This is a genomic window from Alteraurantiacibacter palmitatis (assembly GCF_037154115.1).
Classification (GTDB): domain Bacteria; phylum Pseudomonadota; class Alphaproteobacteria; order Sphingomonadales; family Sphingomonadaceae; genus Alteraurantiacibacter; species Alteraurantiacibacter palmitatis.
On the sequence record NZ_JBANRO010000003.1, the window covers coordinates 155,281 to 173,346 of the forward strand.

At 65.2% G+C, this 18,066-nt stretch carries 20 protein-coding genes; 11 read left to right on the forward strand and 9 right to left on the reverse strand.

Annotated features, from left to right (window positions below):
• Positions 1 to 5 precede the first annotated feature (5 nt).
• The gene (gene guaB, locus WFP44_RS04575) at positions 6 to 1,457 is read right to left on the reverse strand and encodes an IMP dehydrogenase (RefSeq protein ID WP_336925202.1); all 1,452 of its coding nucleotides are present in this window, start codon (positions 1,455 to 1,457) and stop codon (positions 6 to 8) included.
• Positions 1,458 to 1,772: 315 nt separating this feature from the next.
• On the opposite strand from guaB, the gene WFP44_RS04580 reads away from it, so the two are divergent.
• Both WFP44_RS04580 and WFP44_RS04585 read left to right on the forward strand, forming a co-directional pair.
• Positions 1,773 to 2,075 carry a cold-shock protein gene (locus tag WFP44_RS04580; protein WP_336925203.1) on the forward strand — a complete coding sequence of 101 codons (303 nt, stop codon included), beginning with the start codon at positions 1,773 to 1,775 and terminating at the stop codon, positions 2,073 to 2,075.
• 70 nt (positions 2,076 to 2,145) lie between these two features.
• Positions 2,146 to 2,355, forward strand: coding sequence for a hypothetical protein (locus WFP44_RS04585; protein WP_336925204.1), 210 nt, complete (start codon positions 2,146 to 2,148; stop codon positions 2,353 to 2,355).
• Between the two features lie 11 nt (positions 2,356 to 2,366).
• Here the strand turns inward: WFP44_RS04585 and WFP44_RS04590 are convergent, their stop codons facing one another.
• Positions 2,367 to 2,699 (reverse strand): YnfA family protein, encoded by a 333-nt coding sequence (locus tag WFP44_RS04590; protein ID WP_336925206.1) that lies wholly within the window; start codon positions 2,697 to 2,699, stop codon positions 2,367 to 2,369.
• On the reverse strand, positions 2,696 to 3,451 hold the full coding sequence (locus WFP44_RS04595; protein ID WP_336925207.1) for a 3-hydroxybutyrate dehydrogenase: 756 nt from the start codon (positions 3,449 to 3,451) through the stop codon (positions 2,696 to 2,698). The genes WFP44_RS04590 and WFP44_RS04595 overlap by 4 nt, the downstream gene beginning before the upstream one ends.
• A 122-nt stretch (positions 3,452 to 3,573) precedes the next feature.
• Here WFP44_RS04595 and ypfJ point away from each other — a divergent pair, with 122 nt between their 5' ends.
• A complete protein-coding gene (ypfJ, locus tag WFP44_RS04600; RefSeq protein ID WP_336925208.1) occupies positions 3,574 to 4,452 on the forward strand; it encodes a KPN_02809 family neutral zinc metallopeptidase in 879 nt (292 codons plus the stop codon).
• Complete coding sequence (locus WFP44_RS04605) at positions 4,412 to 5,053, forward strand: hypothetical protein (RefSeq protein ID WP_336925209.1); 642 nt, start codon at positions 4,412 to 4,414, stop codon at positions 5,051 to 5,053. Before ypfJ ends, WFP44_RS04605 begins: the two co-directional genes overlap by 41 nt.
• On the opposite strand, the gene WFP44_RS04610 is transcribed toward WFP44_RS04605, so the two are convergent.
• Both WFP44_RS04610 and WFP44_RS04615 read right to left on the reverse strand, forming a co-directional pair.
• On the reverse strand, positions 5,050 to 6,429 hold the full coding sequence (locus WFP44_RS04610; protein ID WP_336925210.1) for a M56 family metallopeptidase: 1,380 nt from the start codon (positions 6,427 to 6,429) through the stop codon (positions 5,050 to 5,052). The two genes, WFP44_RS04605 and WFP44_RS04610, sit on opposite strands and share 4 nt — an antisense overlap.
• Entirely contained in the window at positions 6,426 to 6,830 is a 405-nt protein-coding gene (locus WFP44_RS04615) for a BlaI/MecI/CopY family transcriptional regulator (RefSeq protein WP_336925211.1), read from the reverse strand. Before WFP44_RS04615 ends, WFP44_RS04610 begins: the two co-directional genes overlap by 4 nt.
• A 124-nt stretch (positions 6,831 to 6,954) precedes the next feature.
• Here WFP44_RS04615 and WFP44_RS04620 point away from each other — a divergent pair, with 124 nt between their 5' ends.
• From WFP44_RS04620 to WFP44_RS04630, 3 genes are all read left to right on the forward strand, one after another.
• On the forward strand, positions 6,955 to 8,130 hold the full coding sequence (locus WFP44_RS04620; protein WP_336925212.1) for an alpha-hydroxy acid oxidase: 1,176 nt from the start codon (positions 6,955 to 6,957) through the stop codon (positions 8,128 to 8,130).
• 91 nt (positions 8,131 to 8,221) lie between these two features.
• Positions 8,222 to 8,821: a peptidylprolyl isomerase gene (locus tag WFP44_RS04625; RefSeq protein ID WP_336925213.1), complete on the forward strand. Its 600-nt coding sequence runs from the start codon at positions 8,222 to 8,224 to the stop codon at positions 8,819 to 8,821.
• A gap of 113 nt (positions 8,822 to 8,934) precedes the next feature.
• Positions 8,935 to 9,300: a CZB domain-containing protein gene (locus WFP44_RS04630; protein ID WP_336925214.1), complete on the forward strand. Its 366-nt coding sequence runs from the start codon at positions 8,935 to 8,937 to the stop codon at positions 9,298 to 9,300.
• A 54-nt stretch (positions 9,301 to 9,354) separates the two neighbouring features.
• Here the strand turns inward: WFP44_RS04630 and sdhA are convergent, their stop codons facing one another.
• The 3 genes from sdhA to sdhC are packed head-to-tail and all read right to left on the reverse strand — an operon-like array spanning position 9,355 to position 11,987.
• Positions 9,355 to 11,190, reverse strand: a complete 1,836-nt coding sequence (sdhA, locus tag WFP44_RS04635; RefSeq protein WP_336925215.1) for a succinate dehydrogenase flavoprotein subunit — start codon at positions 11,188 to 11,190, stop codon at positions 9,355 to 9,357.
• Positions 11,190 to 11,591 carry a succinate dehydrogenase, hydrophobic membrane anchor protein gene (sdhD, locus tag WFP44_RS04640; protein ID WP_336925217.1) on the reverse strand — a complete coding sequence of 134 codons (402 nt, stop codon included), beginning with the start codon at positions 11,589 to 11,591 and terminating at the stop codon, positions 11,190 to 11,192. Before sdhD ends, sdhA begins: the two co-directional genes overlap by 1 nt.
• A gap of 15 nt (positions 11,592 to 11,606) precedes the next feature.
• Positions 11,607 to 11,987 carry a succinate dehydrogenase, cytochrome b556 subunit gene (gene sdhC / locus WFP44_RS04645; RefSeq protein ID WP_336925218.1) on the reverse strand — a complete coding sequence of 127 codons (381 nt, stop codon included), beginning with the start codon at positions 11,985 to 11,987 and terminating at the stop codon, positions 11,607 to 11,609.
• Positions 11,988 to 12,112: 125 nt separating this feature from the next.
• On the opposite strand from sdhC, the gene bla reads away from it, so the two are divergent.
• The 4 genes from bla to WFP44_RS04665 are packed head-to-tail and all read left to right on the forward strand — an operon-like array spanning position 12,113 to position 15,892.
• Positions 12,113 to 13,045 (forward strand): subclass B3 metallo-beta-lactamase, encoded by a 933-nt coding sequence (gene bla, locus WFP44_RS04650; protein WP_336925219.1) that lies wholly within the window; start codon positions 12,113 to 12,115, stop codon positions 13,043 to 13,045.
• Positions 13,042 to 13,947, forward strand: a complete 906-nt coding sequence (locus WFP44_RS04655; RefSeq protein ID WP_336925220.1) for a 50S ribosomal protein L11 methyltransferase — start codon at positions 13,042 to 13,044, stop codon at positions 13,945 to 13,947. The genes bla and WFP44_RS04655 overlap by 4 nt, the downstream gene beginning before the upstream one ends.
• A 35-nt stretch (positions 13,948 to 13,982) precedes the next feature.
• The gene (locus tag WFP44_RS04660) at positions 13,983 to 14,624 is read left to right on the forward strand and encodes a DUF2459 domain-containing protein (protein WP_336925344.1); all 642 of its coding nucleotides are present in this window, start codon (positions 13,983 to 13,985) and stop codon (positions 14,622 to 14,624) included.
• Positions 14,597 to 15,892 carry a glucuronyl esterase domain-containing protein gene (locus tag WFP44_RS04665; protein WP_336925221.1) on the forward strand — a complete coding sequence of 432 codons (1,296 nt, stop codon included), beginning with the start codon at positions 14,597 to 14,599 and terminating at the stop codon, positions 15,890 to 15,892. Before WFP44_RS04660 ends, WFP44_RS04665 begins: the two co-directional genes overlap by 28 nt.
• Before the next feature lie 30 nt (positions 15,893 to 15,922).
• Here the strand turns inward: WFP44_RS04665 and WFP44_RS04670 are convergent, their stop codons facing one another.
• Positions 15,923 to 18,022 (reverse strand): TonB-dependent receptor, encoded by a 2,100-nt coding sequence (locus WFP44_RS04670; protein WP_336925222.1) that lies wholly within the window; start codon positions 18,020 to 18,022, stop codon positions 15,923 to 15,925.
• Between the last annotated feature and the right edge of the window lie 44 nt (positions 18,023 to 18,066).

Genomic DNA, 18,066 nt, shown 5'->3' on the forward strand with positions numbered 1-18,066 from the left:
CCCCGTTACCGCGTCGGATAATTCGGCGCCTCGCGCGTGATGGAGACATCGTGCACATGGCTTTCCGAAAGGCCCGCATTGGTAATGCGGATAAAGCGCGCACGCTCTTTCAGCTCGGCAATCGTGGCGCTGCCGGTATAGCCCATCGCCGCCTTGATCCCGCCCACCAGCTGGTGCACCACATCGCGTGCCGGGCCCTTATAAGGCACCTGCCCCTCGATCCCTTCGGGCACCAGCTTCATCTGGTCCTTGATGTCCTGCTGGAAATAACGGTCGGCGCTGCCGCGCGCCATCGCGCCCACGCTGCCCATGCCGCGATAGGCCTTGTAGGCGCGGCCCTGATACAGGAACGTCTCGCCCGGCGCTTCCTCGGTTCCGGCCAGCAGGCTGCCGATCATCACCGCGCTGGCGCCGGCGGCCAGAGCCTTGGCGGCATCGCCGCTGGTGCGCAGACCGCCATCACCGATCACCGGCACATCGCCCGCTGCGCTCGCCGCTTCCATGATTGCGGTCAGCTGCGGCACACCCACGCCCGCGACGATGCGGGTGGTGCAGATCGAGCCGGGCCCGATGCCGACCTTTACCGCGTCCGCGCCTGCATCCACCAGCGCCTTGGTCGCCTCGGCCGTGGCGACATTGCCGGCGATGACCTGCACGGCATTGGACAGCTTCTTCACGCGCTCCACCGCACGGGCCACGTCCTTGTTATGGCCGTGCGCGGTGTCGATCACGATCACATCGCATTCGGCATCCACCAGCGCTTCGGTGCGGGCAAAGCCCTTGTCGCCAATCGTGGTCGCCGCCGCAACGCGCAGGCGCCCCGTGCCATCCTTGGTGGCATCGGGATGCAGCACCGCCTTTTCGATGTCCTTCACCGTGATCAGCCCCACGCAGTGATAGGCATCGTCCACCACCAGCAGTTTTTCGATGCGGCGGGCATGGAGCAGGCGGCGTGCTTCCTCCTGGCTGACACCTTCGGATACCGTGGCCAGATTCTCGCGCGTCATCAGCTCGCGCACCGGCTGCATCGGATTGTCGGCAAAGCGTACATCGCGGTTGGTGAGAATACCCACCAGCTTGCCACTCGCATCGACCACCGGAATCCCGCTGATGCGGTTCTGCATCATCAGCGCCTGCGCCTCGCCCAGCGTGGCATCGGGGTGAATGGTGATGGGATTGATCACCATCCCGCTTTCAAACCGCTTCACCCGGCGCACCGCAGCGCATTGCTCCTCGATCGTGAGATTGCGGTGGAGCACGCCGATGCCGCCCAGCTGCGCCATGACGATGGCCATCTCGGCTTCGGTCACGGTGTCCATCGCAGCGGAAAGAACCGGAATGTTGAGCGCGATCCCCCGCGTCAGCCGTGTCCGCGTGCTGGCCTGGCTGGGCACAATATCGCTCTCGCCCGGCCGCAGAAGGACGTCGTCGAAAGTAAGGCCGGTTTCGATTTCCATGGGTGCCACCTGAGTGTTGCGCGCGTGTCGATTCGTGGCGGCCCATGTAACCGCACCCTGTGACAATCGCTAGGGGGACGGCAAACATTCCTGTCCCCGCATTACCAGCGCTTTTGCGCCCCGACAGCGCCCCGCGGCACACCCCGGTGTGTTCTTTGCCGCGCTGGTTGTAATCGGGGCTTATGGTAGCCATATCAAAGACTGCGGCCAGTCGAAATTGAGACGGTTCAGAGCGTCCGCCAAGGTACGCCATTTCCTTTTCATTGCATCTTCCGGTTGCGGCCGCGGTCAATTCTGGCGCGCGCATAATATGCATTGGAAACAGCCATGGTCTTGTTCGGCAACATTACTTCGTATGACAGCGTCAAGGGTGTCGGCGTTATCTCACCCGAAAAAGGGGGGGAGGATCTGGCTTTCAAGAAAGGCGATCTTCAACAGCAGGCGCGCGATCCTGAACTGGAGCAGCGCTACCGCTATGAAACCGTCCACCTTGATGTCGGGCGTATGCGCGCGGTGAACCTGCGCCAGGTGTATCAGGGACAAGTCAGCCAGGGGCCGGCAACCGCTGGAAGCCACGAAAATCTCGTGCGGGATCAGGCGCGTCAGCAAAAAGGCTGACTGGACGCGCGGCCGGGGAAAAACCAACCCCGGCCGGTTCGCGCCGCTCTCGCCATCAGGAGAACCAGCCATGGACATGAACCAGTTGCTCTACAACCACCAGGCCGCGCTGATTGAGGCGGAGAGCGCTGATACGGCGGAAAGCCGCGAGTTGTCAGACCAGCGCGTGGGACATCATGGCGCGCGCATCACCGCCTTTCGCCGCGCCAACAACCTTTCCGAAACCGGCTGGCCCAAAGACGAACGGGGCGACGAGCAACTGGACAACAGCGGGACATAAGTAACGGCACTTCAGGACGCCACGCGCGGACCCCACAGGATCACGCCCGCCCCGATCAGGCAGATGGCGACCCCGGTCACATCCCATTTGTCAGGCCGAGTGCCTTCCACCGCCCACAGCCACACCAGCGCGGAAAGAATATAGATCCCGCCGTAAGCCGCATAGGTGCGCCCGGCATTGGCCGCCTCGGCAAGCGTCAGCAACCAGGCGAACAGACACAGGCTCGCCACGCCGGGGATCAGCCACAGCGGCGATTTGTCCAGCCGCGCCCATGCCCAGAAAGCAAAGCAGCCCGCAATCTCGGCAATCGCCGCGCCGATGAATGCGGGGATGGTCCAGTTCATTCCGCTGTCCAGCCGCCGTCAATGCTCATATTCGCGCCGTTGATATTCTGCGCCGCATCGCTGCACAGGAACACGGCCATCGCGGCCACCTCCTCCACGGTAACAAACTTCTTGGTCGGCTGCTTGGCCAGCAGGACATCGCGCATCACCTCCTCGCGCGTCAGGCCGCGCGCGGCCATCGTGTCCGGGATCTGGTTTTCGACCAGCGGCGTCCAGACATAGCCGGGGCTGACGCAATTGGCGGTAATCCCCGCCTCCGCCAGTTCCAGGCTGAGCACCTTTGTCAGCCCCGCCAGACCGTGCTTGGCGGCGACATAGGCGGCCTTGAACGGGCTGGCGACCAGCGAATGCGCGCTGGCAACATTGATGATGCGGCCCCAGCCCGCTGCCTTCATCTGCGGCACGGCCAGCCGCGCGGTATGAAACGCGGCCGACAGGTTGAGCGCGATGATCGCGTCCCATTTTTCCGGCGGGAAGCTCTCCACCGGGGCGACGTGCTGCATCCCGGCATTGTTGACGAGGATATCGACCTTCCCCGCCCCCGCCATCAGGATTTCCGCCCCTGCCGCCGTGGTCAAATCGGCCGGAATATGCGCAGCCGCCAGCTCCTGACACAGCGCCGCGATCGCCTCTGGCTCGCCAAAGCCGCTGAGCACGATATCGGCCCCTTCAGCTTTCAACGCGCGGGCAATCGCCAAACCGATGCCCGATGTGGAGCCGGTGATCAGCGCGCGTCTGCCAGCAAGGAACATTTGCGAATCCCGTCTATTGTATGGCCTGAATTGTCTGGCATAGGTTTCCCATGATCGGGGCGCCAAGGTCCAGCCCCATTTCGCAATTGCAATATCGGCCGCACATCCGGGGGGATTTATCCATGCGCCTCAACCAGTTCGATCCGCGTTCCATCAAGGTCAGGCGCGGCGGAGGAGGGGGTGGAGGCACCGCGCTTGGCGGTGCGGGCAGCCTGGGCTGCGGAGGCATCGTGATCGTGCTGATCGGCTCGCTGGTGTTCGGCATTGACCCGGGGCAGATGGTCGGCCTGGTGGAAGGCGTGCAGCAGACCACCGGGCAGACACAGGCCCCCGCCGCCAGCAGCGAAAGCGCGATGGAGATCTGCGACGATAACCAATACGCGATGGAAGGGTGCAACGCGCTCGCCAGCCTGAACCAGACGTGGGAACCGATCTTCGCCGCTTCCAATGTGGCCTTCGAACAGCCGACGCTGAATTATTATTCGGGCCGCGTCACATCGGGCTGCGGCGCGGCGTCCAGCGCGATGGGGCCGTTCTATTGCCCGGCCGACATGGGCATCTATATCGACACCAGCTTCTTTGACGTGATGCACCGGCAAATGGGCGCAGGCGGCGATTTTGCGCGCTATTACGTCATGGCGCATGAATACGGCCACCATATCCAGACGCTGACCGGGGTGGCAAGCCAGGTGCGCCAGATGCAGCAGCGCGATGCCCGCCTCGCCAACCAGCTGCAGGTGCGCATGGAATTGCAGGCCGATTGCTATGCGGGCGTGTGGGCGGGCCGCAACCGGAACCTTATCGAGCCTGGGGATTTTGAAGAAGGTATGACAGCCGCTGCCGCTATTGGCGACGATACGCTCATGCGCAACGCAGGTCAGGCCGTGCAGCCGGAGAGCTTCACCCACGGTTCAAGCGCGCAGCGTATGGAATGGCTGAGACGAGGGATACAGACCGGCGATGAAAACCAGTGTGACACATTTGCAGACCTCCGGCGGTAAGGCCGCGATTGCGGCCTGCGTGATCGGCGCGCTGCTCGCTTCCAGCCCTGCCGCAGCCCAGCGCCGGCCCGTAACCGATCCCGACGCCAGCGTGCGCGATGTGGCAATGACGCCGCTGTCCGACCTCAATATCAGCCGCGATCCCATTCCCGACATTCTGCTGGCCGCGCGGGCCGAACCCTATTCGCGCCGTGGCATCGCCGGATGCGACGATATCCTGCGCGCCGTGGCCGGCCTCGACGCGATTTTGGGCCAAGATTTTGACATTGTCGCGCCTGAGGAGCGCGGCGTTTCGGTCACCAATCTTGCCCAGCGCGTCATCGGCAGCTTCATCCCCTTTCGCGGTATCATCCGCGAGATTTCAGGCGCCAATGCGCACGAATTCGAATTCCGCGAGGCCATTGCTGCTGGCCTGATGCGCCGCGCCTATCTGAAGGGGATCGGCCAGGAAATGGCCTGCCCCTATCCCGCCAGCCCGGCGACGCCCGAAATGGTTGCACGCCTGCGCGCCGCACCGGCCAAGGCAGAGGCACCGCCGCCACAACCGGTGGCATCGGCAGAGGGGTTCTATTCCAGCCCGGTGGTGCAGGACATCAACTAGATCGTGCGGGGAACTTCCGCAGGGGTCGCAGGCTCCGCTTTTACGCTTTCGTGCGCCACGGCTGCCCCCAGCGAAGCCGCTTCGGCAACAGATAGAGGTGCCTCGCCAAAGGCGTGGGCAGCGGCATCATGTGGAACGGCTACGATCAGGATGCTGGCGCGCACCATCACCAGTTCACCCGCAAGGCTGTAGGCGGCTTCTTCATGCCAGCCGACCAGATGCACGTGCGCGCGCTCGCCATCGGACAGGGGGAAGATCGCAGTATCGTCGGCTTGTGAAGGAGACGCGGCCAGCGCATCGCGCGGCAGGGCAGGCCAGTCGGGCGAGCGCGAAGCGACGTCCGGCCGTTCGATGCGGGGAGGAGCGGGAGATTGGGGCTCGTCAACTTCTGCAACCGCCACAACGGCAGGCGCGCCCACCCCCGCACGATCGGCCCGTTCCAAGGCAGCAGAGGGCGGCGGCGACGCGTAGCGCAGCGAGGCGGTGAGCGGCAAGGCGAGCAAGGCGGCCCCGCCGATGACTGCCAAGCCCAGCCTGTGCCGCCGTGATGAGACCTCGCCCCGCGTCAGGCTGCGCAAACGGTGGATGATCGATTTCTCGCCCAGTACCGGGCAGGCAATCGCCGCCACCATCGTCAGCCGCTGGCCCAGCCGCCCGCCTGCCGCACATTCGGCAATCAACTGGCCGTAACTTGCCCGATCGGCCCGGCCTCGCCCCGCCAGCACACGCGCATCGCAGGCCGCCTCCTGATCGCTGCGCATCGCATACCAGCCGGCCCAGGCGAGCGGGTTGAACCAGTGAAAGCCCAGCAGCAATTGCGCGGCGGCATTGGCCCACAGATCACGGCCCCGGTGATGCGCCAGTTCGTGTTCAATCGCCATGTCGCGCGCGGCAAGGTCAGCCTGCGCCATGAAACCCGGCGGCAGCGCCACCACCTTGTCACGCAGGCCGAACGCCACGGGTGAGGATACGGCGGGCGTTTCCACCAGCCGCACATCGCCCGCCTCGCCCATGGGGCGCGCATCGCGCAGGACGGTGCGACGCATGGCGCGGTAATCGCGCAGACGCAGGGCCAGAAACAGCAGTGCGCCGCCCAGCCACAGCGCCAGCACCGCGCCCAGCAGCCATGCACTGCCCTGCGAAGCGGGTTCCCCCAGCAGGCCAAACCCTTGCGTCCCGCCTCGCGCCACTTCCGGCGAAGGAGCCATTGACGCGGGCAAGATGACCGGCGGCAGGAACAGGCGCAGCAGCGGCAAGGCCCACAGCGCATAAGCCACCTGCGGCCCGAAATGCCGCGCCACCGGACGGCGCAGCAGCAACACCGCCGCGATCAGCGCGCCCGTCCAGACGAAGCTGTCCACCAGCCAGCCGATCATTTGCGCAGCTCCTTCAGCAGCCGCTCGATCTCGGCAATATCCTCGTCGCTCAATTGTTCGTTCGCAGCCAGATTGGCAAACAGCGGCGCGGCCCGGCCCCCAAACAGCCGGTCGACCAGGCGACGGCTTTCGCTGCCCACATAATGGCTGCGCGCAATGAGCGGTGTATAGAGAAAGCGGCGGCCTTCAGGCGTGGTGGCCAGCGCGCCCTTGGCCACAAGGCGGGCCAGCAGCGTCTTGACCGTGGGCATGGACCAGCCGCGCGCCTTGCCAATCCGCGCACAGACATCGGCGGCGCTCTGCGGAGCTTCTTCCCACAGCACTTCCATCACCGCGAGTTCCGCCTCGCTGATACGTTCGGCCGGCGCTTCGGCTGCCGCGCTGCCCTGATCCGCGCTCATCGCTGATGTCCCCGCACTCTCTGACCTCGCGCCAAAGGACTACGGATGTAAACTGAACTGCCTGTGAATAGGCATCGGGGCGACGATCTGGTCAGCAGGCGCGCCGCGCTTTACACACGCGCGCATGGTCAAGCCCTTTCCCTATACCGTGCGCCGTCTGGAGGATTGCCAGAACATCGCCGATTTTCGCGAGCTGGCGCGCCGCCGCCTGCCCTTCCCCGTGTTCCATTATATCGACGGGGCGGCCGATGACGAAATCACGAAAGACCGCAACACCGCCGCCTTTGCCGATGTCGATCTTGTGCCCGATGTGCTGGCGGGCGTGGAACGCGTGGACCCCTCCACCACCATCATGGGCCGCCCATCCGCATTGCCGCTGATGCTGTCGCCCACTGCATTGCAACGCCTGTTCCACTGGCAGGGGGAGCGCGCCGTGGCCGCCGTGGCGGAGAGGTTCGGCATCTGGTTCGGCATTTCCAGCCTTGCCACGGTCAGCATTGCGGAAATCGGCGCGCGCTATTCCGGGCCGAAGATGCTGCAATATTATTACCACAAGGACCGCGGGCTGAACGCGGCACTGCTGGAACAGGCGAAGGCCGCGAAGTTTGACGCGGTCACGCTGACGGTGGACACCATCGTTTCGGGCAATCGTGAACGGTGCAAGCGCACCGGCTTCACCAGCCCGCCGCGCATTACGCCCGCCAGCTTCCTGTCCTATGCCACCCGCCCGCGCTGGGCGCTCGATTATCTGTTTCGGGAGAAGTTCGACCTGCCCAATCTGTCGGGCCATGTGGCGGCGGGCAGCAATGTGGCCTTGAGTGTGCAGGACTATTTCAACACCATGCTCGATCCGTCGATGGACTGGAAAGCGGCGGAGAAGCTGCGCGACGAGTGGAGCGGCACATTTTGCCTCAAGGGGATCATGTCGGTGGGCGATGCCCGGCGCGCGGCGGATATGGGCGCGGATGCAATCATGGTGTCAAACCATGGCGGTCGGCAGTTGGATGGCGGGCGCGCCCCGTTCGACCAGCTGGATGAGATCGTGCAGGCGGTGGGCGACCGGGTCGAAGTGATCCTGGATGGCGGCGTGCGGCGCGGTTCGCATATCCTCAAAGCCATGGCGCTGGGCGCAAAGGGCGTGAGCGGCGGGCGGCTTTACCTCTATGCGCTGGCGGCGGCGGGGCAGGCCGGGGTGGACCGCGCGGTGGGCCTGCTGGATGCGGAAATCCGGCGGGGGATGCAGCTGATGGGCGTCACCCGGCTGGACCAGCTGAGCCGCGATCATCTGCGCTGGCGTTAGGTGCTTCACGCCCCCGCTCGGGTGGAGCGCAGGCGAGACTGCGTGCCGCCATGCCTCGACTTCACGCGGCCACGGCGGATAGGTTTGCCTGATGCTGAAACGATTCGCGGCCCTCGCCCTCTCTATTGCAACCCCTGCCTTCGCGCAGGACGCGCCGCAAACCGTGCCGGTCGTGCTGGAAACCACCATGGGAACCATCACCGTGGCGCTGGAAACCCAGCGCGCGCCGATCACGGCGGGCAATTTCCTGCGCTATGTTGATGAAGGCCGGATGGACGGCACGGTGTTCTACCGCGCCATGCATCTCGATTGGGAACCACGCCCCAACGGCCTGATTCAGGGTGGCACGCAATTCGATCCCGCCCGCATCCTGCCGCCGATCGCGCATGAACCGACCAGCGTGACCGGCCTCACCCATGCGCGCGGGGCGCTGTCCATGGCGCGGCACGATCCGGGCAGCGCCACGGGCGATTTCTCGATCCTGCTGCAGGCCCAGCCCAGCATGGATGCCGGGCCGAACAACCCCGATCCGCTCGGCTATGCCGTGTTCGGCACGGTCGTGGAAGGGATGGATGTGGTCGAAGCCATCCACGCCGCCCCGCGCGATCCGGACAAGGGCGAAGGCTGGATGAAAGGCGAAATGCTGGCAGAGCCGGTGGTGATCGTGCGGGCGCGGCGGGCGCAACCTTAATCCGCAAAAACCTGAGCTTAGGCGGTTTTGCGGAAAGGTCGCCGCACGAAGGATCAAGTGCCTCCTGCCACAGGGACCTTGTCCTGAAATCCACACGCAAGGGTGCCGCCCCCATGTCTTCCACCGCCGAACAGATCAACGCCGCCATCGGAGCGCACGGAATGTGGAAGCTGCGGCTGAAAACCGCGATCACCAGCGGAGCGAAGGACCTCGATTCACGCACGGTCAGCCAGGATTGCGAATGCGCCTTTGGCAAATGGCTGTACGGGCCGGAAATCGATGCCCGCACCCGCGCAAGTATGCCTTATCAGGTCGTGAAACGCCTGCATCAGGAGTTTCATCATTCGGCCGGACGCGTGGTGCAGGCGGTCGAATGCGGTCAGAACCAGGCCGCCAAGCAATTGATGGAATCCGACTTTGTCCCGCGTTCCGAGAAGCTGGTGCGCGCCCTGATGAAGTGGAAAGGTGAAGTCGCCTGATAGCCGCTGGCGTCAAAAAAGGGGGCGACTGCGAGGCCTCCCCCTTTCGGCTGCTCAATACACCCGCTTCTTCGGCTTGATGTATTCGATATCGTCGGTCAGCGTGTATTCGTGCACCGGGCGGTAATCGATCCGGCCCATGCCGCCGTTTCCGCCCCAGCCTTCGAACCAGGCGACGGTGTGCTTCATCCAGTTGACGTCGTCCCGCTCAGGGAAATCCTCGTGCGCGTGGGCGCCGCGGCTTTCCTTGCGGTTTTCCGCGCTGTTCATCGTCACCACGGCCTGCGCCATCAGATTGTCGAGTTCCAGCGTTTCGATCAGGTCGCTGTTCCAGATCAGGCTGCGGTCGGTGACATGAATGTCCTGCATACGCTTGTTGGTTTCCGCCAGCAGCGAAACGCCTTCGGCCATCAGCGCGCTGTCGCGGAACACGGCCGCGTGCTTCTGCATGGTCTTCTGCATCTCGGCGCGCACCTGCGCGGTGGGCGATCCGCCCTTGGCGTGGCGGAAATGGTCGAGCCGGGTCAGCGCCATGTCCGCGCTGCCGCCGGGCAGTTCGTCATGCGCGGTGCCGGGTTTGATCGTTTCCTTCAGGCGGAAACCTGTTGCACGGCCGAACACCACAAGGTCGATCAGCGAATTGGAGCCAAGACGGTTCGCCCCGTGGACCGACACGCAGGCCGCCTCGCCCACGGCGAACAGGCCGGGCACCACATGGTCCGGGTTTCCATCGGGGCCGATGGTCACGACTTCGCCGTGATAGTTACACGGGATGCCGCCCATGTTGTAATGCACCGTGGGCGTCACGGGCAGCGGCTGGCGCGTCAGGTCAACGCCGGCAAAGATCTTGCCGCTTTCGGTAATGCCCGGCAGGCGTGCAGCAAGCGTTTCGGCGGGGATATGGTCGAGGTGGAGGTAGATATGGTCCTTTTCAGGCCCCACGCCGCGCCCTTCGCGCATTTCCAGCGCCATCGAGCGTGACACCACATCGCGGCTGGCCAGATCCTTGGCGCTGGGGGCATAGCGCTCCATGAACCGTTCGCCTTCGGAATTGGTGAGGTATCCGCCCTCGCCCCGTGCGCCTTCGGTAATCAGCACGCCCGCGCCGTAAATGCCGGTGGGGTGGAACTGGACGAATTCCATGTCCTGCAACGGCAGGCCTGCGCGCAGCACCATGCCGCCGCCATCGCCGGTGCAGGTGTGCGCGCTGGTGGCGGTGAAATAGCAGCGGCCATAACCGCCCGTCGCCAACACCACGGCATGGGCGCGGAAACGGTGGATCGTGCCGTCATCCAGGCACATGGCAATCACGCCAACACAGCGCTTGTTCGGCCCTTCGCCCGCCATGATCAGGTCGATGGCGAAATATTCGATAAAGAAATCCGCCGCATATTTCAGGCTCTGCTGATACAGCGCGTGGAGCATGGCGTGGCCGGTGCGGTCAGCCGCCGCAGCCGTCCGCTGCACCGGTGGGCCTTCGCCCATGTTCTGCATATGGCCACCAAACGGGCGCTGGTAGATCGTGCCATCGGCATTGCGGCTGAACGGTACGCCCGCGTGCTCCAGTTCATAAACCGCAGCCGGGGCTTCACGCGCGAGATATTCGATCGCGTCCTGATCGCCCAGCCAGTCCGCGCCCTTCACCGTGTCGTACATATGCCACGACCAGTGATCGGGCGAATTGTTGCCCAGCGATGCGGCAATCCCGCCCTGTGCGGCCACCGTATGGCTGCGCGTGGGGAAGACCTTCGAAATGTTCGCGGTTTTCAGGCCCGCCTCGGCCGCGCCCATCGTGGCGCGCAGGCCCGAACCGCCCGCGCCCACCACCACCACATCATAGGTGTGGTCGATGATCTTGTAGGCAGGCTGTGTGGATGCAGTGGCGGCCATCAGGCTGCTCCTCCAAGCGAAGTGGTGGCAAGGGCAAGGCGGAGAATGGCGAACAGGCCAAAGCCTGCGCCGGCAAAGGTAAACAGATTGAGCGCCACCAGCGCGGCAAACTTGTTTCCTGCCTCGTGCACGTAATCCTCGATCAGGACCTGAAGGCCCAGACGCGCGTGCCAGAATACGCTGATCAGGAACAGCGCCAGGATCGTGGCGGGCACCGGGCTGGCGAAATAATCGCGCATGGTGGCAAAGCTCGCGTCAGGCAGAAACAGGAAGCTGGCCACCAGGAATACGCCGCCAAGGAAATTGCCAGCCGCGGTAAAGCGTTGCAGCAGCCAGTGGTGCGTGCCGTGGCCTGCCGCGCCCAATGCGCGCACGCGGCCGATGGAGGTTCCGTTACCCATTGTCCCAGTCCCCTGTCAAAACGCGAAGATCGCGGCCCAGAAGGCCGCCGTCAGCACCAGCGCGCCGATCATGGAGCCAATCGACCAGCGGCGGTTGGCATCCAGTTCATACCCGGCGCCCATGTCGAGCACGAAGTGCCGCAGGCCCGAGCACAAATGGTTGAAAAAGGCCCAGCTAAGGCCAATCAGCACCACCATGCCATACGGAGCCGTCGCGTGGGACAGGAAGCTGTCATACGCCGCCGGGCCGGATGCCATGGCGGCAATCCACCATACCAGCACCGGCAAGCCGACCAGCGCCAGCCCGTCACCCGAAACGCGGTGGAGAATGGACACCAGCATATGCGGCCCCCATTTCCAGATGCCCAGATGCGGGGATAAGGGTCTGTTCGCCATGATCGCGGTCCTGCGCTTGAGTCCTTCGTTGCGCTCCACTTAGCGATTGTAAACGCAGAGGCAAGCGGACCATGGACCGTAATGGGGCATGACTTTGCGCCTGCGCGCTGGCATGAGGCGCGGTGATGACCACACCGTTAGCCAAAATTGCCGCTGCTCCCCTGTTCGCTCTGCTCCTGTCCGCCTGTTCAGGCGGAACAGAGGGAGCCTCGGCCGCGATCACCCTGCCCCCTGCCAGCGATGCCCGCGCGCAAGGCGCCGCGTTGGCCTCTGCCTGCGAGGGACGCGATGGGTGGGGCGATGCTGCACCACCCGCGCGGATCCACGGCAGCACCTATTATGTCGGCACCTGCGGCATCGCCGTGCTGCTGATCGCGGGCGAGGACGGCCATATCCTGATCGATGCCGCAGTTGACGAGGCAGTGCCGTCGATCCTTGCCAACATCACCGCCCTCGGCTTTGACCCGCGCGACATCCGCCACATCCTCTACACGCACGAACATTACGACCATATGGGCGGCCTTGCTGCCATGGCGCAGGCGACCGGCGCGAATGTGTGGAGCGCGCCAGTGGCAAAAGACGTGCTGGAAGCAGGCACCGTCGATGCAGGTGATCCGCAATTCGGCCTGATCGACGGCGCTCCGCCGGTGCGTGTCACGCACACTTTCGCGCCGGGACACGTCATCGCGGCGGGCAATGTCGCCGTAACCGCCGTGCCCACCCCCGGTCACACGGCGGGCGGCACAAGCTGGACATGGGAATCGTGCGAAGGCGGCGAATGCGCCACATTTGCCTATGTCGATTCCCTCAGCGCGGTAAGCCGCGACGGATACCGCTTCACCGACAATCCGCAGCGCGTGGCGCCTTTCCGCACCACTTTTGCCACCGTGGCACAAATGCCCTGTGACATCATGGTCACGCCGCATCCCTCGTTCAGCAATCTGTTCGACCGGTTGGCAGGACGCGAACCACTGATGAACAATGCCGCCTGCCGCGATCTTTCCGCCCTGATGGCCGCACGGCTCGATACCCGGCTGGCGCAGGAGGCCGCGCAGTGAGCTGGAAGCTGGCCGTTACCGCCCCGCGCCTTGCCGTGGAGGCCGCGCTGGCCCGGCAGGAAGCCGCTGCCGATTGGGATCCCGATCTGGTCGTGACGGGGTTCGAAGTTGACCCGAAGGAGCCGGAGATCTGGCAGCTCGACGCCTATTGCCCCGATAGGCCAAGCCAGCGGCAGCGCAATGCGGTAAAGGCGCTGTTCGATGACCCCGCGCCGCATATCCGCGCCGAGGAACTTCCCGACGCCGATTGGGTGACCGAAAGCCAGAAGGGCATGGACCCGATCCGTGCGGGCCGGTTCTTCGTCCATACGCCCGATCATCCGGCCTATGCGGAAAAAGGTGTGCGCAGCTTCTGCATTCCCGCCGCGCAGGCCTTCGGCACCGGACAACACGCAACCACTGCCGGGTGTCTGGTGATGCTGGATGCGATGAAGCGCCGCGGCGTGGTGGCGCGCAACCTCGCGGATATCGGCACCGGCACCGGCCTGCTGGCCTTTGCCGCGATGCATTTGTGGCCGCGCGCCCGCGCCACCGCCAGCGATATCGACCCGGTCTGTCTGCCAGCCTTATGCGACAATGCGGAACGCAACGGTGTGCCGCTCGGCACTGGACCGGGTGAACTGGCAATGGTGATTGCCGAGGGGATGGACGACGGCCTGATCCAGCAGCGCGCGCCTTATGATCTGCTGATCGCCAATATCCTTGCCGGGCCGCTGATTGATCTGGCCCCCTCCTTTGCCGCCGCAATGGCGCCGCGCAGCCATATCGTGCTGTCGGGCCTGCTCACCACGCAGGAAGCCGCCGTGCGCCGCGCTTACCGCAAGGTGGGCTTCCGGCTTCAGGCGCGGCTGACCAATGGCGACTGGTCGATATTGTGGCTGCGACAGCGTTACCTTTTCTGAAGCGGATACTGCTCGCAGCGGGCGCGGCTTTGGCCGTGCTGGCCGGGGCAGTGCTGGTCTTTCTGCTGAGCGCCTGGATCGGCAGCAGCCTGCCGCGCGAGGTGTCACAGTCGTCGGCGGGCGAAGGCATCACCATCATGGTCGAAACCAACGGTGTGCATACCGGCATCATCATGCCCATCGTCTCGCCCGAAATGGATTGGCGCGCGGTGTTTCCCAGCGCAGGCTGGCCTGTCAACGGACGCGTGCCCACCCATATCGCGGTGGGCTGGGGCGAACGGGAAGTGTTCCTCAGCACCCCCACATGGGCCGATCTCAAAGCCTCCACCGCCTTGCGCATTGCGCTGGCAGGGGGTGAGCCGGTGATGCGGGTGAGCCATTATGTCCGCCCCGCGACGGGAGAGAATTTCCGCCCGCTGACCTTGTCCCGCGCCGATTATGCCCGCATGGCCGAAGCGATTGCCGCCAGCCTTGCGCCGGCCGATGGCCCACACGCGCCCTTGCGCGGCGTGGACCCGCACGATGCCTATTACCCGGCGCGCGGAACCTACACGCTGGCCCAAACCTGCAACAGCTGGGTGGGCGATATGTTGGCGCATGGCGGCGTAAAGATGGGCCGCTGGACGCCTTTTGCCGGAGGAGTGATGAAATGGATCGATCCGCCTTCCGCATCCTGATGGCAGGGCTGGTGCTGCTGGCTTCGGCCGCCGCTGCGCAGGAAACGGCCGAGGATGTCCACACGGCCGAGCGCGCCGCTTTCCATTTCGGCACGCTGCGGCAAGGCGCCGATGGCAACAACCCGGCCGCACCCAATGCCGCCAACACGCGCGAGGACCGCGTGGGCAGCTATACCCTGCCCCCGTTGTTCGAGAGCGCATGGCAGCAGACCCCGCAAGGCTGGCCTGCACGCCGCGCTGAAATCGCACGGCTGGTGGAAGACAACTGGGTGGGCCGCATCCCCGCCGTGGTGGAGAGCTTTCGCATCGAATGGCGAAAGACGATCCTGCCTGCCCGCCCCGGCCTTGCGCTGGCAGAGGACTGGGAGGGCCGCGTAATCGCGCCCGATGGCCGCAGCGGCCCTGTCATCAGCGCGACGGTGACCGTGCCGCAACGCGCACAGCCCGTGCCAGCAATCATCAATTACACCTATGTGTGGCCGAATGGCCGCACGCCCGATTTCGGCGGCCCTCCTCCGCCCGACGCCGAAGCGCAGGCGCACGCGCGTGGCTGGGCCTATATCGCCTACCGCCCGCAGGCGCTTCAGGCGGACAATGCGGGGGAGATGCGGGCTGGCGTGATCGGCCTTGCGCGTTGGCCGCGCGCGCAGCACGATTGGGGGGCGCTGCGTGCCTGGGCCTGGGGCGCGAGCCGCCTGCGCGAGGAACTCGCCCGCGATCCGCGCATCAACGGCCAGTTGGTATCACTCACCGGCCATTCGCGCTTTGGCAAGGGCGTGCTGGTCGCCGCCGCCTTCGACCATGCCTTTCACGATGCCCACGTCTCCAGCAGCGGCGCAGGAGGGGCCAAGCTGATGCGGCGCGATTTTGGGGAGCGTTGGGAAAATATGGCATCGAGCGGCGCGTTCCACTGGTTCACGCCGCATATCATGCATTATGCGCGCGATCCCTTCACCGTGCACGATCTGCCGGTGGATGCGCATATGCTGATCGCGCTGCGCGCGCCGCGCCCGCTGTTCATCACCAGCGGCCTTGCCGAACGCGGGGAAAGCTGGGTCGATCCGGTGGGAATGTGGGCCGCCTTTGACGCAGCGCAGCCAGCGTGGGAGCTGCACGGAGCCGCCACGCCGCGCACCCCCATGCCTGTGGCGCAAAGCCGCGAGCACAAGGCCTTTCCGCTGGGATGGTTCCAGCACGGCGAAGGCCATGTGCCCTGGCCCGCCTACGCCGATTTTTACGACCATGCGGAGCGGTTTGCCGGGCTGTAGCGCACCCCGCCAACCGCCCCGCAGAGTGGATCAGAAGCGCAGGCTGGCGCGCACCCAGACGCCGCGCCCAGCCCCCGGAAGGCGCTGCCTCACCGGCACATCGGATGCGCCCACGCGGTTGAGCCCCGCCAGATGCGGCTGGTAGAACCGGTCGAACAGGTTCTCGATACCTGCATCCAGCTCCACTTCCGGAGCAATAGTGACGCTGGCGAACAGATTGACCACGGCATAGCCAACGCTCGCCGTCTCGCCATTCGTCGCCGAAACCTTGGCCTGCTTCGCCGCCGCCGTGACCTCGGCCCCGGTAAACCAGCCCTGCCCGTGCCACATCGCCGCCAGCCGGGCGGACAGGGGCGGCACGCGGTAGAGATTGTCGGCCGCATCGCGCCGTTTGCCGCGCACATAGCTGGCCGTGCCTTCCAGCATGATCCGCGCGCCCAGCATCGCGCTGAAATCGGCATCGAGGCCGTAAAGCTCGGCATCCACATTGCGGAACATCAGCGGGGTGGAATCGCCGTTCATGCTGGCGACCATTTCGACCGTGCTGTCGATCACGCCGGGTGTCGCGTCGAAAGGCGTGCCCTGAATGTAATCATCCACCCGTCGATAAAAGGCGGTGGGGCGGAAGGTGAAGCCCCCGCTGTCGAGATCCATCCCGGCTTCGGCCACCCAGGCGACTTCGGGCTTCAATGCCGGATTGCCGACATAGATATTGCCATCGGCCAGGCCATAGCTCGCCTCGGTCGGCAACCAGGCAAACCGCTCCAGCACCGAAGGAACGCGGGTCTTGCGGGCCAGCGTCAGGCGCGGGGTCATCACATCGCCCGGAAGCCACAGCCGCATCACCGCATCCAGCGTGGTGTCGGACGCCTCGCGCGCACTGGCGATGAAGGCATTGGCCAGACCCCGCGGCCCCATCGGCACCGCCGTGCCCAGCGTGGGCACCCCCGCATTCTGCGTGGTTCGGTCAAGCCGCAGGCCCGCCTCGCCTTCCAGCGCGCCAAGGCCCAGCCGCGCCTCGACAAAGCCGCCGATCCGCTGCGCCTCCACATCGGGCTGCGAATCGATATGGAAATTGGCGTTGGTCGGGTCGGTGATGCGCACGAACCGGTCTGCTTCCTCCAGATCCGCACCAAAGGCGATGCGGCGGGTGGGCGAGCCGAACCGCAGGCGCGCATCGGCAGTGAAGGTATCGGCGGAGGCGAAGGTGGACCGCCGTTGCACGGGGATCGGGCGGCGCAGCGTGACATTGTCCATCAGGTGCCGCACCGCGACATGGCCAGCCTTCACTTCCAGCGCAACTTGCGGTGCCAGTTCACCACGCCAGCCGCCTTGCAGGAAATCGGTATCGAAATAGACGATATCGAGGGCGAAGGGCGGATTGCCCGAAGGATCGGTCTCGCTGCGGCGGTATTCGGCGAACACTTCGCCTCCCGCCACCTTCAGCCCTGCATGGACGCCGTAGAGATTGCGCTCGAACAGCGTGCCGCCCGCGATGCGGCTGTCGGCAAAGCGGTAATCATCGCCCTCTTCGCGGCTGGCGATGACGCCGATGCGCCAATCCTGCGTCGCAAGACCCACGCGGCCGCCCACCGCGCCGCTGTCATCGGCGGATCGGTATTGCGCGGCCAGATAGCCGCTGGCTTCAACCCTGTCGCTGCGGGTGAAGCCGGTTTCGACCAGCCGCGCATTGACCGCGCCGGCAAGGCTCGGCCCCTGGCTGACCGGAGCCACGCCGCGGGCAATCTCCAGCACCTCGACAAGAATGGACGGCGCGTAATGCATGGGCGGGTCCATTGCGTTTGGCCCACCCGTGGCGAAGCGCTGGCCGTTCACCCGGCCCAGAACGCGCTCGCCAAACAGGCCGCGATAGGAGAACTGGCCCGACACGGCACCATTGCCCACCGCCCCGCCCCCGGCCGCGCGCGCGGCAAGCGACACGGTGTCGGCCGGCAGCGGAATATGATGCGGCGGCTCTGCGGTATCGACAGCCTCGGATCGCGTGGCGGCGGTGACAAGGATGATATCGGTCAGAATGTCGTCACGATCACCGCTCTGGGCCAGAACTGGCTGTGCTGTGCAAAGTCCTGCCGCAAGCGCGAGAATGGAAGAGAAGCGAAGAATGGGCATCCGGGATGTCCTGCAATGATGGGGCAAAGCGAAGGTGCCATTGT